Origin of the sequence: Achromobacter sp. Bel (genome assembly GCF_012928505.1) — a bacterium.
In the GTDB taxonomy this organism is placed as follows: Bacteria; Pseudomonadota; Gammaproteobacteria; order Burkholderiales; family Burkholderiaceae_B; genus Achromobacter.
The window spans coordinates 1-14,864 of the sequence record NZ_JABBJN010000037.1 but is presented as its reverse complement, the minus strand read 5'-3'; the positions used below and the strand labels follow the sequence as shown (position 1 = coordinate 14,864).

The window sequence follows — 14,864 nt, the reverse complement described above, 5'->3', positions numbered from 1 at the left end:
CTGCCAGGCTTGCGCCACCTGCACGCAGTGCTACTGCCTTCCAATTCCGTAAAATCCCCAGACATCCAACGCTGGCATCCGCCGCGCACAACAGTCCAAAGGACGGGAATGGAAGAGACAACGCACGACACGCCCCTTGACTGGGCGTCGCTGGTCGACGACCTGAACAAGCTGCTGCGGTTGAAAACCACAGTCATCGGCATGAAGCTGTTCGAGGATGAGGCCGCCATGGCTGGGGTGAAGGGGTTGCGGCGGCCCCAAGCCACGCATACGACCGATCAGATCGTCGGCATGGCGGCGCGGCTGGGTTGGACGGTGGGCATTACCGGGGACGACCTGGTCGGCTCGCAATGCCGCGCGGTGGTCGGCTTGGGACCGCAGGACGAGGCCTGGAAAAGCGGCAAGGACTACGTGGGCGTGTGGCATGCGACCGAGGCGGACGCGCGGGCGCGCCAGGAGGCGTTGTCCTGTGTGCCGGCGGGCAAGTATCGGGGGCTGGTGGTGTCGCCGCTGGCCTCGGGCCGGCTGGACCCGCCGGACATCTGCCTGGTGTACGCCACCCCGGGCCAGATGATCATTCTGATCAACGGCCTGCAATGGAAGAACTACCGGCGCTTCGATTGGAGCGTGGTGGGCGAGACGGCCTGTGCGGATTCGTGGGGCCGGGCGCTGGCCACGGGCGAACCGAGCTTGTCCTTGCCCTGTTTCGCTGAACGCCGCTATGGCGGCGTGCCCGACGAAGAGATGTTGATGGCGCTGCCGCCGCGTTATCTGCCGGTGGCGATCGCGGGCATGAAGGCGTTGGCCGCCAATGGATTGCGTTATCCGATTGCGCCCTACGGCATCCAGAACGATGTGCGGGCCGGGATGGGCGTGAGCTATGCGCAAGTGCCCGGGAAGGCCTAGCCGGCGTCGCGAAGCGCGGCCGCGAGCGCGCGTGCCGCGGGACCCAAGGGTAGGTCGATGCGATGGGCGAGATAGGTTTCGGTGGCGACTTGGCTTGCGCGGCCCAGGCTGTCCGTGGGCAGGCGCAGCAGCCGGCCTTCGGCCAGGTCGCGTTCCACCAGCCACAGCGGCAGGCGGCCCCAGCCCACGCCTGCCAGGATCAGCGCATGCTTGGTGTCCTGGCCGCTGACGCGGCACGTCTGCGGCGACAGCACCGCGAAGTCGCGCCCTTCGGTCAGGGTGGACGGGTCCGATTGCACGATCTGCAAGTGGTCGGCCAGTTCCGGCGCGCCCAGCGCGGCGTCGGCAGGTGGGCGCTGGGCCAGTGGGTGGGCGGCACCGACGACGGCGACCATCTGCACCGACGACAGCGCCTGCACGGCGATGCGCGGGTGGCGAAAATGTTCGCCGGCGATGATGCCCAGCGTGTGGCTGCCGGTCAGCAAGGCATCAAGGGGACCGCCCAGCGGCAGGACGGACACGCGGGTCGCGACCGTCGGGTAAGCGGCGCGCATGGCGTTGAGCGCAGTGCCGACAGCCGCGATGGGAAACAGCGTGTCCACCACCAGCGACAGTGCCAGCTCGACGCCTTCGCCCAGGCCTTGCGCCCGGGCGCGCAGGGCGTCCATGCGCAACAGGATGTCGCGGGCATTGACCAGCAGGGCCTGGCCTTGGGGCGTCATGACCGGCCGCCGGCCACTGCGGTCGAACAGCGTCACGCCCAGTTGGCCCTCCATCGTGGCGATGGCGTGGCTGACCGCCGACTGCACGCGCGACAGGCTGCGCCCGGCGGCCCGGAAGCTGCCGGTATCGGCGACGGCGGCGAACACGCGCAGTTGGTCCAGCGTCAGAGCGTCTATCATCTTCCGGCTGATCTATTCAATCGATCGGTCTCATCAAAAGATTATCACTTATCAGGATCAGCGCCCGCAGGCATGCTGTCGGGATCGCATGGGAAGAGAGGTTGGGATGAATCAGGGTGAAACCCGGTGGGCCGGGGTGCTGGCCATCGTGGGCGCGGGCGTGGTGGCGTCGTTGCAGGTGGGCAAGGTCATCATCGCCGCGCCGCTGCTGCGCCAGGACATGGGGCTGGACCTGGCCTCGATCGGCACATTGACCGCCGTGTTTTCGATCCTGGGCGTGATCGGCGGGATTGCGGCGGGCGGCGTGATCGCCCGCTTCGGCGCGCGGCGCATGCTGTTGCTGGGCCTGGCCGCGACGGCGTTGGGGACGGTGGCGGGCGCCACCGCACCGGGCTACGGCATCCTGCTGGCGTCCCGCGTGGTAGAAGGCCTGGGTTTCCTGATGATCACGGTGGCCGGGCCGGCCGCGTTGCAGCGCATGGTGTCGGCCCAGAACCGGGATTTCGCCTTTGCGCTCTGGAGCTGCTATATGCCTGCCGGCATGGCTGTCGCGATGCTGGCGTCGCAGGCCTTTGACCACTGGCAGGCGTACTGGTGGTGCGCGGGGGCCGCGGTGGGGGTGGCGCTGGCCTGCGTCGCGGCGCTGGCGCCGGCCGTGCCCGGCAGCGCCAACCTGTCCTGGGGCGGTTTACGTCAGGACACCGCCGATACGCTGGGCGCGGCGGGGCCGGTGCTGCTGGCGCTGTCGTTCACGCTGTACAGCTTGATGTTCTTTGCGCTGTTCACCTTTCTGCCCGTGTTGCTGATGGAGCAACTGGGACTGACGCTCGCGCAGGCGGGCCTGTACAGCGCGATCGCCAGCGCCGCCAACATCATCGGCAACCTGGGCGCGGGCATGTTGCTTGCGCGCGGCTGGCGACGGTCGACGCTGATCGCCGCGGCCAGCGTGACGATGGGCGTGGTGGCGTTGCTGATCTTCCGGTCGGTGTTGCCGGCGATGCCGACCTTTCTGCTATGCGTGCTGTTTTCCGCCGTGGGCGGCCTGATCCCCGCGACCCTGCTGGGCACTGCGCCGCTGGTGGCGCCGCGCCCGGCGTTGACGGCGGCGTCGGTGGGCCTGGTGATGCAGGGCAGTAATCTGGGTCAGGTGATCGGCCCGGTCACGGTGGGCGGGGTGATCGACCGCTACGGCTGGGCGTCGGCGTCCTACGTCGTGCTGGCGGCGGGCCTGGGCGGGGTGGCGATCGCCGCTTGCTTGCGCCGGGTGCGCGCCGCGCGCCTGTAGGCGACAGGGCGTGCCCGCCCGTTGCCAGGCGGTCAAGCGGTTGGCGCGGCGTCATGAAGCAGGCCTATCATGGAGGTCGATTCTGTTGGAGCCGCCATGCCTACGCCTGCCACCCGCCTCGTGATCTTCGATTGCGACGGTGTTTTGATCGATAGTGAAATCATTGCGGCGCGCGCCCAGTCGCGCGCGCTGGCCGAACACGGTATTGCCATCACCCCGGAAGACGCCGCCCGTCGGTTCGCCGGGATTCCCGATGCCGACATGTGGCAGACCCTGCAGGCCGAGAACGCCTGCACCTTGCCCGACGGCTTCGCGCGGCAGTATGCCGATCGCCTGGAAACGACATTCCGGCAAGAGTTGCGGGTGTTGCCCTACGTGCATGAAACCCTGGCCACGCTGCGGGCACGCGGGTTGGAGATCTGCGTGGCCTCCAGCAGCACGCCGCCCAAACTGGAAGCGGCGCTGAAGCTGGTGGGGCTGTGGGACGCCTTCGCACCCAACGTGTTCAGCACGGCGCAGGTGGCCAAAGGCAAACCGGCGCCGGACGTCTTCCTGTTCGCGGCGCGCCAGATGCGCGCCGCCATCCTGGACTGCGTGGTGGTGGAAGACAGCGTGCCGGGCGTGCGCGCCGCCCGCGCCGCGCGCATGCGGGCCGTGGGTTACGTGGGCGCATCGCATAACGGGCCGGACCAGCGCCAGCGACTGCTGGACGAAGGCGCGTCCGAGGTGATCGACGACCTGCGCCGGCTGCCTGATTTGCTGTAGTTGGGCGGTTGTAGTCGGGTCGCCGTGGTCAGGTCGCTATGGTCAGGCAATGGCGGTCAGGCAATGGCGGTCGGGCCGGGGAGGTCAGGCCGCCAAAGTCAAACCGCCGCGGGAACCGGCTCGGGCTTGACGCGCACCGCGCGCAGCACGCCGACCACCAGCAATGCGATGCCTGCCATCGTCAGCGGTTCGGGCATCGTGCCGCGCAGGATAAAGGCGTAGGCCAGCGCCGCCAGCGTTTCGAACACGATCAGCTGGCCGGCCAATGCGGTGGGCAGCCGTTGGCTGGCCTCGTTCCAGCACAGCGTGCCCAGCCAGGACGCGAACAGGCCAATGATGATCATCAGGCCCAGGAATACCTCCGGGCGCGGACCCCACGGCATGGCGAAACCGCTGCCGGTGGCGGCCATGCCGCCCCACAGCATGGCGTAGCCCGCCAGGGCAAGGGGCAGGGTGGCCACGCCCTGGGCCGTTGCCCAGGTGCTGGGACTGCGGTCCGGATGCGCGCGCAGCCAATCGGCGTTGCGCAACGGATACCAGGTCCAGCAGGCGACGGCGCCCAACGCCAGTAGCGCGCCGACGGCATAGCGCGACAGGTCGGCATCGGCCTCCTGCCGAAGCGCTTGCAGCTCCACCTGGTTGACGCAGCCGATGCCCAGCGCAATCAGGGCCAGCGACGGCGCCAGACGCTTCCAGGGCAGCTTGCCGTCGCGGCGCGCATTGCGCAGGTTGGCGCAGACGGCGATGACGACCGGCAGCGTGCCGATGATCATGGTGGGGACGGGGCCGCCCGCGCGCTGGATGGCGCTGGCCAGGCACAGGTAGTACAGCAGGTTGCCGATGGCGGCCAGCTTCAGGGCCTCGATCCAGTCGGCTCGGGTCAACAGGCGCAGGCGGTGGCGGTCCAGCCACGCCAGCGGCAGCGCGATCAGGCCGAACGCCAGGTAGCGCGCTACGGATTGCAGCGCGGCTGGGTATTCCGGCAGCAGCAGGGGCCCCACGAATACCAGCCCCCACATCAGGCCGGCGGCCAGGGCATAAAGCGTTCCCGCCCACATATATTGCTCCCGGTGATCAATGCGGGCAGTCTAGCCAGCGCGTAGCGGGCCCGTCTTGTACCAGATTGCGATGCGCCCGCTAACTGCGGACCTGCTTCTGGTAGCGAGCGGGGGTCACGCCGTAGCGGCGCGAGAAGGCGCGGGTCAGATGCGCCTGATCCGTCAGGCCTGCGGCCAGCGCCACCTGCGCGGGCTCGATGCCGGCGGCCAGCAGGCGCTTGGCTTCGAACAGCCGCAACGCCATCAGCATCTGTTGGGGGGTGGCATGATGCTGCGCCTGGAAGCGGCGCAGGAAGTGGAACGGGCTCAGCCCTGCCACGGCTGCGAGCTCGTCCAGTGTCAGACGGCGCGACAGATGGGCGCGCAGGTAATCGATGACGGGCGAAAAGCGCAGCGCGCCTTCGTTCGGCGCCGCCCGGGGCACTTGCGCGTGGCGGCGGAATTCGCCCAGCAGCGTGTGCAAGGCGCTGTCGAAGGCCAGGGGTTCACGCGCCTGCCACAGGATGTCGAGCAGGGCGGTAACGCGCTGCGCGCCAGCGCTGTCGTGGCCGACGGCCGTGTCAAACCACCAATCGGATTCCCCGGTGACGCGTGCCACCACGTCGGGATCGATGTAAACCATGCGGTAGCGCCAGCCGGTTTCGGTCTCGGCGCGGCCGGTGTGCAGTTCGTCCGGATTCATCAGCACGACGGATCCCGATGGGGCCAAATGCTCCGTGCCCCGGTAGCGGAAGCGTTCCACCCCGGATTCGATGGCGCCCAGGCCGTAGGCCTCGTGCGTGTGGGGTTCGAAGGCATGGCGCACGATGTGCGCGCGGTACAGTTCCACGCCCGGCTGGTGCGCCGCATGACGGAATTCGGCACGGTCATTGGGGTGGTCGAACGCCGCCGGCACGCCTGTCAGCACGGGCGCGGCCGGCTGGCAGGCGGCGGCGGAATCGGAATGCATGTCCGGGATTTAAGCATGCCGCAGCGGTGGCGTCAGATTGATTGCGACGACGGCGGGGCGCCAGGACCCACCTGGGCAATGAATCCCTCGAGCTCCTCGATGCTCATGGGTCGGCCAAACAGCCAGCCTTGCGCGTACTGGACGCCGCGCGCTTGCAGGATGGCCCGCTGTGCTTGCGTTTCCACGCCTTCGGCGATGACTTGCATGCCGAGCGAGCGCGCCAGGTCGATGATGTGGAAGGTCACCAGGCTGGTCGGCGCTCCGGTGCCGAGCGTGTCCACGAACATCTTGTCGATTTTAAGAAAATCCAGTTCGTAAGTCGCCAGGTACGACAGGTTGGAATGCCCCGTGCCAAAATCGTCGATCGCCATGCGGAAGCCGCCTGCGCGCACTGCCAACAGCACATTGCGCGCTTTTTCAGGCGCCATCAGCCCGCGTTCGGTGATCTCGAACATGAGGCTGGCAGGGGGGATGTCCGCGTGTTGGGCCAGTTCCCTCATGCGTATCTGGGCATCGTGTGAATGCAGGTCCTCGGGTGACAGGTTGATGGAAATGTGCACGCCAGGGTTGGTCCGAAGCAGCCCGGCTGCTTCCCGCACGACGATCTCCATCACTCTGGCGGTGATCCGTCCGATCACGCCGTGGGCCTCCGCAAGCGGGATGAAGACGTTCGGGCTGACCAGCACGCCGTCTTCATTGCGCCAGCGGGCCAGCGCTTCGGCGCCCACGCAGCGGCCGTTGCTCAGATCGATGATGGGTTGGTATTCGACGAAGAACTCGTTGCGCTCGAAAGCGGCTTGCAGCTCGCCGCTCAAGGACAAGCGCCGCCGGGCGACAGCGCCCACGGCGCCTGTCAGCAGCACGCCCAGGGCAAGGCCCACAGGCCCCAGGACATACGCGGAACTCCGTACCTGGGCCGCCACCAGCGACAAGGGCATCGCCGCCAGCGCTGCGCTGTCGGTCGTCCGCGAAGGCCGGATGACCACCAGATAGCCGTCGTCTTCGAACTGGATGAGCTGGTCGCGATAGCGGTTGGTCCACTCGCCGCGGATAATGCCGCGGTGTCCCGCGACCTGGCGGTCGGCGCCGATGAAGAACGCCAGGGACAGGGCCGAATTCCGGTTCAGCAGATCCAGGCCAAGGTCGGCGTCGGCAAGCGCGGCATACCCGTCGCGTCCCACCACGGTGAAGGCCTGGCCCGGCAAACCGGGCAATTCGACCGCGCTCCAGAAGAGCATCCCCGATTGGCGGCTGGCGTCGGGCTTGCCGAGATTGACGCGCATGTCCAGCGTGCCCAGCGTGGTGCAGATGAGTGCATCCCCCTCCAGGCGGCCCATGCCCGCCACATGGCTGAAAGCGCCGGACAGCATGCCCATGCGGGCTAATTGTTCCGTAGAACAAGGCGCTCCGGCGGGATGGTTGTTCAGGGCGCTGATGGCGTCGTTGATTTGCAGGCGCGCAGTGTCGGCGCGTTGCAGCACCTCTTCCGTTATGTCGTGCAGCGTGGCCAATGCATCCTCGCGCCCCTGCATTTGCGCCAGGAACATCGACAACGAGAAGGGTACGAGCAGAGCCAGTACGCCGACCGCCGATGCCAGCAACACCGTGCCAGTCTTGTTCATGCGCCGCTCCATCCCCCGTATTTTTGTGTCGGATGAGGCTACTCCTGGCTGGGGGGCGCAGCGCGCGCGTTGACAATATTTGACAGTCGAAAGGGGCGGGCGGTGTTATCCCTAGTTGGAGGAGCGGCCCTGTTCGTGCATGTCGCGGGCACGCGCCAGCAGCAGTTCGCGTTCGCGCGCGTTGCGCGTCATGCCGGCGGCGCGCTCGAATTCCGCGCAGGCCTCGGCGTGGCGGCCGAGTTTGGCCAGCAGGTCGCCGCGCACGCTGGGCAACCAATGGTAGTTGGCCAAGGCGGCATCGGCCGACAGGGCGTCCGCAAGCTCCAGCCCGGCCTGCGGGCCGAACGCCATGCCGACGGCGACGGCGCGGTTCAACGCCACGACGGGCGACGGCATCACTTGCGCCAGCGCATCGTATAGCGCCACGATGCGCGGCCAATCGGTTTCCTGCGGCGTGCGGGCGCGCGCATGGCAGGCGGCCAGCTCCGCTTGCAGCGCGTACGCGCCCAACGCGCCGCCTTGGGCGGCCGACCGCGCCAACGCCGCCAATCCGCGGCGGATCAGCAGGGGATCCCAGCGGCCGCGGTCCTGCTCCATCAGCAGCACGGGGCGGCCTTGGGCATCGGTGCGCGCAGGCAGGCGCGACGCCTGCAGCTCCATCAACGCCACCAGGCCATGCACTTCGCCTTCGCCGGGGGTCAGTTCCGCCAGGATGCGGCCCAGGCGCAACGCTTCGTCGCAAAGCGCCGGGCGCATCCAGTCGTCGCCCGAGGTCGCCGAATAGCCTTCGTTGAAAATCAGGTAAATGACTTCCAGCACGGAGGCCAGCCGGGGGCGGCGATCTTGTTCTTGCGGAACCTCAAAGGGCACCTTGGCCGCCGTCAGGCTGCGCTTGGCCCGCACGATGCGCTGAGCGATCGTCGACTCCGAGGCCAGGAACGCGCGGGCGATTTCGGCCGTTGACAGCCCGCCCAGTAACCGCAGCGTCAGTGCCACGCGCGCCTCCGTGGACAGCACGGGATGGCAGGCAGTGAAGACCAGGCGCAGCAGGTCGTCGCCGATATCGTCTTGCCGGGCGGCATCCAGCGCATCCACGAAATCGGGCTCCACGTCGGCCTGCAAGGCCTCCAGTTCGTGGCCGATCTGATCGTGCTTGCGGGTATGCAGGGCGTCCAGGCGCAAGCGGTCGCGGGCGCGGTTCTTTGCGGTGGTCATCAGCCACGCTCCCGGGTTGTCCGGCACACCCGTATCGGGCCAGCGTTCAAGAGCAGCCACCAGCGCATCCTGCGCCAGCTCTTCGGCCAGGCCGACGTCGCGCACCAGCCGCGCGACGCCGGCGATGACGCTGGCGGCTTCGATCCGCCAGACCGCCTCTATGGCCCGATGGGTGGCCGCCTGGCTCATGCGCCGGCCGCTTCGCCGGGGACCATGTACACCAGTTCCCAGATGTGGCCGTCCAGGTCTTCGAAGCCATGGCCGTACATGAAACCATGGTCTTGCGGCGCACGCGGCGCGGTGCCGCCGGCGGCCACCGCCCGGGCGACCAGATCATCGACTTCGGCCCGGCTTTCGCAAGACAGGCAGATCAGCACTTCGGTGGCCTGGGTGGCGTCGACCAACGGCTTGCCAGTGAATCCCTGGAAAAAATCCTTGGTCAACAACATGGCGTAGATGTCGTCGCTGATGACCATGCAGGCGCCCTGGTCGTTGGTGAATTGCGGATTGAAGGTGAAGCCCAAGCGCTTGAAAAAAGCCTGGGACTTCTGCATGTCGCCGATAGCAAGGTTGACGTAGATCTGCTTGTGCATGTTCATGCTCCGGTGGGGGGCTGGCGCTTTTCGGCCAAGGTCTTCAGATTGGTGAGCCCATCTTCAAAATCCTGTCCGACCATACGGTCCATATTGAAGAAGATGTGCATCAGTTTTGCAACGAAGTTCAACCGGCCTTCCATGACCCAGGCGACGCGCGTGCCGCTGTCTGCCGGCGTCAGGCTGAAGGTCACTTGATTGACGGCTGCAAATGGCTTGACGAAGGCCAGGCGCATCGCGACGGTGGTGTCGGGCTGGACCGATTCGATGCGCATTTCGCCCACGCCGACCTTGTCGCTTTCCCGGGCATAAGTAGCGCCCGGGCCGACGGTGGTTGCGCCGTAGCTGCCTTTGATGTCGGGGTCCTTCTTTTCGTATGGATTCCAGGTATTGAACGCGCGCAGATCATTGATCAACGGGAACAGTCGGTCGGGCGGAGCCTGGATCTGCGCGGTGCGCTCGACCCGGAATGTGTCGGGCCGGGTGGCCGCGTAGGCCAGCAGCAGGACGATGGCGGCCACGACGATCAGCAACAGGGTTTTCAGCATGATGGGGTCCTACGCGGATCAGTGGCCGACGCCGGGAATGTCGCGAAAGCGGTCCACCGCGTTGCTGGGCGCGAAATCTTCCAATTCATACAGCTGGCGCACTTCGATGGCGCAGGGTTGGCTGATGAAAGGCTCGGGAAAGCGCAGCGCCCACTGCATCGCTTCTTCGCGCGAGCGCACCTGGATCAGGGTGTAGCCGGCGATCAATTCCTTGGTCTCGGCAAAGGGGCCGTCCACCACCGTGCGTTGGCCGCCGTCATATTGCACGCGCCACCCTTGGGACGAGGGTTTCAAGCCGTTGGCGTCCAGCAGCACGCCGGCCTTGGCCAGCGCCTCGTGATAGGTCGCCATCGAGGCAAGCAGGCTTTCTTCCGGCATCAGGCCGGCTTCGCTATCGGGCGTGGCCCGGACAATGATCATGAATCGCATCTGAGTCTCTCCTTGGGTCGGGACGTCGCAGCCTGGGTTCCGGTTGGGACTTTCGGCTTGTACTGGCACGACGAACGGGAAGACATCAGATCGACAACGGATTTGCAGACCTAGGGTAAATACCAGCATAAAAGGCGAGGCGGGAACTTCCCTGCAGCCTGTTACGAACTGCCGGACCTGGTTGCAGCTGCCTCTCCTACACTCGCGGCGTCTTAACCCAAACGAGTGCTGATATGAGAATGTTGTGTGGTCTGGCCTTGGCGGCTATGTTGCTTTCCGGTTGTGCCGTGTATACGCCCAGCGGTTCGGTGGTGGTCGATCCCCACGACGGCGGCGGCCGCGGCGGGTTCTGTCCGCCCGGCCAGGCCAAGAAAGGGAACTGTTGACCCCGTAGGCCAACAGGCTGGCCCGGCAATGTCGGGCCAGTTTTGCTTTGCAGGGTTTTCCGCTGAGCGCCAAGCCCTACATGAAACACGGGCCTAGTTCGCGGATTTCGACGGTCGCCCATTGCGCGGCCGGACATTCGGCGGCGAGCGCCAGCGCCTCTTCGCGGGTGTCGCACGTCAGCAGGAAGAACCCGCCGATCATTTCTTTGGCTTCGGCGTAGGGGCCGTCCATCAGCGAGCGTTCGCCGTCGCGGATCTGCAGGCGGACGCCTTCGGATTCGGATTTCAGGGATTCGGCGTGCGTCAACAGGCCGCGCGCCTTCAGGTCTTCGGCGTAGCGCACCATCTGCGCGTAGGCGTCGCGGCCTTCTTCGGGCGTGCGTTGGGCGCGCTGGCCCACGGGTTCAACGATCAGCAGCAGGTAGGACATGGGGAGGGTTCCGGTTCGGCTCACGGTGGCGATTCCGGAAAGCTTACGTGAGTCTTCCTGGAAAATCGATGCAGTCCTTTCCCTGCCGCCCCTCCGGGCGTTTGATGCACCGGTGGCGCAGCCTTTCGTCGGCCCGTAGCACAGGCGTGCCGCTGCGATCAAGACGCCCTGGGCGCCAGCCCGGCCGGTTCAGGGCGCTTTGGCAACGGCCTTGACCGCGGCTTGCGCTTCCTTGGCCGGGAGCTGTTTCGGCGCGATGTCCATGATCAGTTCGACGCGCCGGTTGGCGGCGCGGCCGGCGGGGGTGTCGTTGGATTCGATGGGCCGGGTTTCGGCGTAACCCACCGCCCGCAGCCGTTCGGCGGACACCCCGTCGCGCACCAGTTCGCGCAGCACGCTGGTGGCGCGGCTGCTGGACAGTTCCCAGTTGGACGCGAATTGGCGGGTCTGGATCGGCACCGGGTCGCTATGGCCTTCCACCGACACCAGGTATTCGTTCTTGGTCAGGATGGCGGCCAGGCGCTTGATGACCTCCAGGCCGGCGGGGCTGAGCGTGGCCTGGCCCGAGGGGAACAGCAGTTCATTGCTGATGCGGAAGCTGACGGACTGCTCATTGATGATCACGTCGACCGATTTGCCCAGGTCGCCCAGGCCCAGGGATTCCTTGGAAGGCGCTTTCAGCGGCGGGACGGCGTCGGCCACCTTCACGCCGTCGTCGGCGGGCGGCACTTCGGCGGCGGGGGCGTCGGCGGGCGGTTCCGCCCAACTGGCGGGGATCGGCGTGGTCTCGAATTCGGCGTATTCCCCGTCGTATTTGGGCAGGCCGCTCGTGGCCAGCGTGCCCACCAGGTCTACCGGCGTGTCGGATGCGGAAGGGGCCTGGCCATGCAGGCGCGTCACGGCCAGCATCACCACCAGCATCGCCAGCAGCAGGGTGATCAGGTCCAGATAGCTCAGGAGCCAGTTCTCGGCGTCCTGCTCCACGGTCTCTTCGACGTGCCAGCGGGCGTAGCGGTCCTTGCGGTCGGTCTGGCTGGGGCGCCAGCCGCTGTTGTCTGCCGCTTTCTGGGCGCGCAACTGGGCCTGGCGGGCCTGTTCGATCCGCTGCGCCAGGGAGGGGGAAATCAGGCTCATTGACGCGCGGTGGCCGGACGGGTGATGGAGACGGGCTGGGCAGCGGGCTTGGCCGGGCCTTCCGTCTTGGGTTTGAGCGCGGGCGTGGCGGCCAGGCCGCCGTCGTAGATTTCGTCTTCGACGTGCATCACGAACGAATTCAGCGTTTCGCGCACGACGGCAGGGCCGCGCTTCTCGCACATCATCGAGATGCCTTGCAGCACCATGTTCATCGACTCGATGCGGCGCGCGGTGCGGCGTTCGAGCTTCAGGGCGATCGGCTTGCAGACCAGATTGGCCAGCAGGATGCCGTAGAAGGTCGTCATCAGGCCCACCGCCAGGTGCTGGCCGATCATGGTCATGCTGCCGTCGCCCAGCACCGCCATCAGGTTGATCAGGGCGACCAGCGTGCCCAACATGCCGAACGCGGGCGCGAAGGTGGCCATGACGCGGAACATCTGCGCTTCGGCCTGTTCGCGGGCGCGCAGACGGGCGACGCGCCATTGCAGCACTTCAATGATCTGGTCTTCCGGGGTGTTGTCGATGATCAGCTGCACGCCGGTACGCAGGAACGGGTTGGAGACCTTCTTGAGTTCCTGCTCTACCTTGTGGACGTCGGTGTTCATCCACAGCTGCGCCATCGCCACCAGTTCTTCGATGTCGCGCTGCTGATCGTGCTGGTCGTTGCGGAACACAGTGCGCACCAGCTTGAAGATGCGCAGCACTTCCTGCAGCGGGTAGGCGATGAACAGCGCGGCGCAGGTGCCGCCCAGGACGATAGCCAGGCCGGGCAGGTTGAAGTACATGCTGGCGTCGGTGGCGGACAGCGCGACGACGATAAGCAGGGTAAGCAGGCCGACGACGGCCCCGATGACGGAAGACGGATTCATGGATCTTGCCCGAAGGGGAAGGCACTCCGCGCGCGGAATGCTGGATTTTCGGGAAATTCTAGCCAGGAGCCATCGCAGTCAATCCGCCGGAAAGCAGGGCGAAAGGGCCGGTAAGCGCCGGCTTAACCTGTAGGTCAGTGGCGGGCGCAAAAGCCGAAAAATGGGGTCGGATCTTGGGGGTCAGGCTTGGCGCGGAAGGCGCGCCAGCCATTCGTCACGCGTGATTTCCCAGATCTCGGCCGGTTGGCGGCCACTGACGAAACCGCGCTCTTCAACACCGACGACGCGCATCCCGCTGCGTTCGGAAATCTTGCGCGACCCCGTGTTGGCGACGGCTTTGGGCGCTCGCAGCAACGGTTTTCCCAGCACATTGAACCAATAGGCGGTGACAGCTTCGCTGGCTTCGGTCATGTAGCCCTTGCCGTGATGGGCGGGGTCCAGCCAGAAGCCGCGGTTGTTGCGGGAATCGTCGTCCATCAGACTGATGACCCCGATCAGGCGGGCGGGAGCGTCCAGCGTGCGAACGGTCCAATGCCATTGTTCGCCCCGACGGATGGCGGGCAGCGCGACATGCTCGATGTAGTCCCTGGCGCCGTGGTCCGGGTACGGCCACGGCACCTGGTCCGCCAGGAAACGCACGATCTCCCATTGCGGAAAAATGCGCTGGACGGCCTCGGCGTCGTCCATGCAGAGCGGCTGCAAGGTCAGGCGGGCGGTAGTCAAGGCGGGGTAGGTCATGGCGGGAGGGATGAGGGCGCCCGGGCGCGCGCAGAAGGGGGGCTGAGGGGGGCGCAGCCGGATATGTATATCATGAGCGGTATCTGGCGGTCAGCCGCTATCGCCGCCGCAGCATTGGAGAACCTCATGAATACCCCCAACGAAAACGTCAGCATGGCGCTTTTCTGCGACTTCGAGAACGTAGCGCTGGGTGTGCGCGACACCAAGTATCAGAAGTTCGACATCCGGCCCGTGCTGGAGCGCCTGCTGCTAAAAGGCAGCATCGTTGTCAAGAAGGCCTATTGCGATTGGGAGCGCTACAAGGAATTCAAGGCCCCCATGCACGAGGCCAATTTCGAGCTGATCGAGATTCCGCACGTGCGCCAGTCTGGCAAGAATTCGGCCGACATCCGCCTGGTCGTCGATGCGTTGGACTTTTGCTACACCAAGTCGCACGTCAACACGTTCGTGATCATCAGCGGCGATTCCGATTTTTCGCCGCTGGTGTCCAAGCTGCGCGAAAACAACAAGAAGGTGATCGGTGTGGGCGTGAAGCAATCCACGTCCGACCTGCTGATTGCCAACTGCGACGAATTCATCTTTTATGACGACCTGGCCCGCGAAGGCCAGCGCACCGCCGACGCCCGGCGCGACACCCGGGGCGGCGCCCAAGCCGGCCAGCGCCGGACGCCGGATGAAGAGCGCAGCCGCAAGGAAGAACTCGAAACCCGCAAGACCCAGGCCGTGGAAATGGTTGTCGAGACGTTCGAAGCGCTGATGGCCGAACGGGGCGACAGCGGCAAGATCTGGGCGTCGGCGCTGAAGGATGCGTTAAAGCGCCGCAAGCCGGATTTCAACGAGTCCTACTACGGCTTCCGCGCCTTCGGTAACCTGCTGGACGAGGCGCAGTCGCGCGGCTTTCTGGAAGTGGGCCGCGAAGAGAAGTCCGGCACCTATGTGTATCGCGACAGCGCCGATAGCGCGCCGGCCGTGAACCGCGTGGGCGGCAACAGTGGCTCCCGCGCCGCGCAAGGCCGCCAGGCGGCGCCGGCAGAC

General features: G+C 66.4%; 16 protein-coding genes. 4 read left to right on the top strand and 12 right to left on the bottom strand.

The genetic code is table 11. From position 1 onward, the window contains the following. Window positions 1-108 precede the first annotated feature (108 nt). Window positions 109-906, top strand: coding sequence for a DUF169 domain-containing protein (locus HG262_RS21130; RefSeq protein ID WP_169272887.1), 798 nt, complete (start codon window positions 109-111; stop codon window positions 904-906). Here HG262_RS21130 and HG262_RS21125 read toward each other — a convergent pair. Further along, window positions 903-1,808, bottom strand: coding sequence for a LysR family transcriptional regulator (locus HG262_RS21125; protein WP_169272886.1), 906 nt, complete (start codon window positions 1,806-1,808; stop codon window positions 903-905). The genes HG262_RS21130 and HG262_RS21125 overlap by 4 nt on opposite strands. A 106-nt stretch (window positions 1,809-1,914) precedes the next feature. On the opposite strand from HG262_RS21125, the gene HG262_RS21120 reads away from it, so the two are divergent. Both HG262_RS21120 and HG262_RS21115 read left to right on the top strand, forming a co-directional pair. After that, complete coding sequence (locus HG262_RS21120; RefSeq protein ID WP_169272885.1) at window positions 1,915-3,093, top strand: MFS transporter; 1,179 nt, start codon at window positions 1,915-1,917, stop codon at window positions 3,091-3,093. Window positions 3,094-3,189: 96 nt separating this feature from the next. Then, complete coding sequence (locus HG262_RS21115; RefSeq protein ID WP_169272884.1) at window positions 3,190-3,858, top strand: HAD family phosphatase; 669 nt, start codon at window positions 3,190-3,192, stop codon at window positions 3,856-3,858. A gap of 98 nt (window positions 3,859-3,956) precedes the next feature. On the opposite strand, the gene HG262_RS21110 is transcribed toward HG262_RS21115, so the two are convergent. From HG262_RS21110 to HG262_RS21060, 11 genes are all read right to left on the bottom strand, one after another. Next, window positions 3,957-4,916, bottom strand: coding sequence for a DMT family transporter (locus HG262_RS21110; RefSeq protein WP_169272883.1), 960 nt, complete (start codon window positions 4,914-4,916; stop codon window positions 3,957-3,959). 79 nt (window positions 4,917-4,995) lie between these two features. Next, window positions 4,996-5,865, bottom strand: coding sequence for an AraC family transcriptional regulator (locus HG262_RS21105; RefSeq protein ID WP_169272882.1), 870 nt, complete (start codon window positions 5,863-5,865; stop codon window positions 4,996-4,998). A gap of 32 nt (window positions 5,866-5,897) precedes the next feature. Next, complete coding sequence (locus tag HG262_RS21100) at window positions 5,898-7,487, bottom strand: EAL domain-containing protein (protein WP_169272881.1); 1,590 nt, start codon at window positions 7,485-7,487, stop codon at window positions 5,898-5,900. A 111-nt stretch (window positions 7,488-7,598) separates the two neighbouring features. Beyond that, window positions 7,599-8,891, bottom strand: coding sequence for an RNA polymerase sigma factor (locus HG262_RS21095; RefSeq protein ID WP_169272880.1), 1,293 nt, complete (start codon window positions 8,889-8,891; stop codon window positions 7,599-7,601). Continuing rightward, window positions 8,888-9,295 (bottom strand): VOC family protein, encoded by a 408-nt coding sequence (locus HG262_RS21090; protein ID WP_169272879.1) that lies wholly within the window; start codon window positions 9,293-9,295, stop codon window positions 8,888-8,890. Before HG262_RS21090 ends, HG262_RS21095 begins: the two co-directional genes overlap by 4 nt. A 2-nt stretch (window positions 9,296-9,297) precedes the next feature. Further along, window positions 9,298-9,843, bottom strand: a complete 546-nt coding sequence (locus HG262_RS21085; protein WP_169272878.1) for an SRPBCC family protein — start codon at window positions 9,841-9,843, stop codon at window positions 9,298-9,300. A gap of 18 nt (window positions 9,844-9,861) precedes the next feature. Continuing rightward, window positions 9,862-10,272, bottom strand: a complete 411-nt coding sequence (locus tag HG262_RS21080) for a YciI family protein (RefSeq protein ID WP_169272877.1) — start codon at window positions 10,270-10,272, stop codon at window positions 9,862-9,864. A 462-nt stretch (window positions 10,273-10,734) separates the two neighbouring features. Continuing rightward, window positions 10,735-11,088 (bottom strand): YciI family protein, encoded by a 354-nt coding sequence (locus tag HG262_RS21075; protein WP_169272876.1) that lies wholly within the window; start codon window positions 11,086-11,088, stop codon window positions 10,735-10,737. Window positions 11,089-11,277: 189 nt separating this feature from the next. Then, window positions 11,278-12,222 carry an OmpA family protein gene (locus tag HG262_RS21070; RefSeq protein WP_169272875.1) on the bottom strand — a complete coding sequence of 315 codons (945 nt, stop codon included), beginning with the start codon at window positions 12,220-12,222 and terminating at the stop codon, window positions 11,278-11,280. After that, window positions 12,219-13,091, bottom strand: a complete 873-nt coding sequence (locus tag HG262_RS21065) for a MotA/TolQ/ExbB proton channel family protein (RefSeq protein ID WP_169272874.1) — start codon at window positions 13,089-13,091, stop codon at window positions 12,219-12,221. The genes HG262_RS21070 and HG262_RS21065 overlap by 4 nt, the downstream gene beginning before the upstream one ends. Window positions 13,092-13,271: 180 nt before the next feature. Next, a complete protein-coding gene (locus tag HG262_RS21060; RefSeq protein WP_169272873.1) occupies window positions 13,272-13,829 on the bottom strand; it encodes a GNAT family N-acetyltransferase in 558 nt (185 codons plus the stop codon). Between the two features lie 126 nt (window positions 13,830-13,955). On the opposite strand from HG262_RS21060, the gene HG262_RS21055 reads away from it, so the two are divergent. Continuing rightward, on the top strand, window positions 13,956-14,864 hold a 909-nt coding region (locus HG262_RS21055; RefSeq protein ID WP_248293441.1), incomplete at its 3' end, for an NYN domain-containing protein.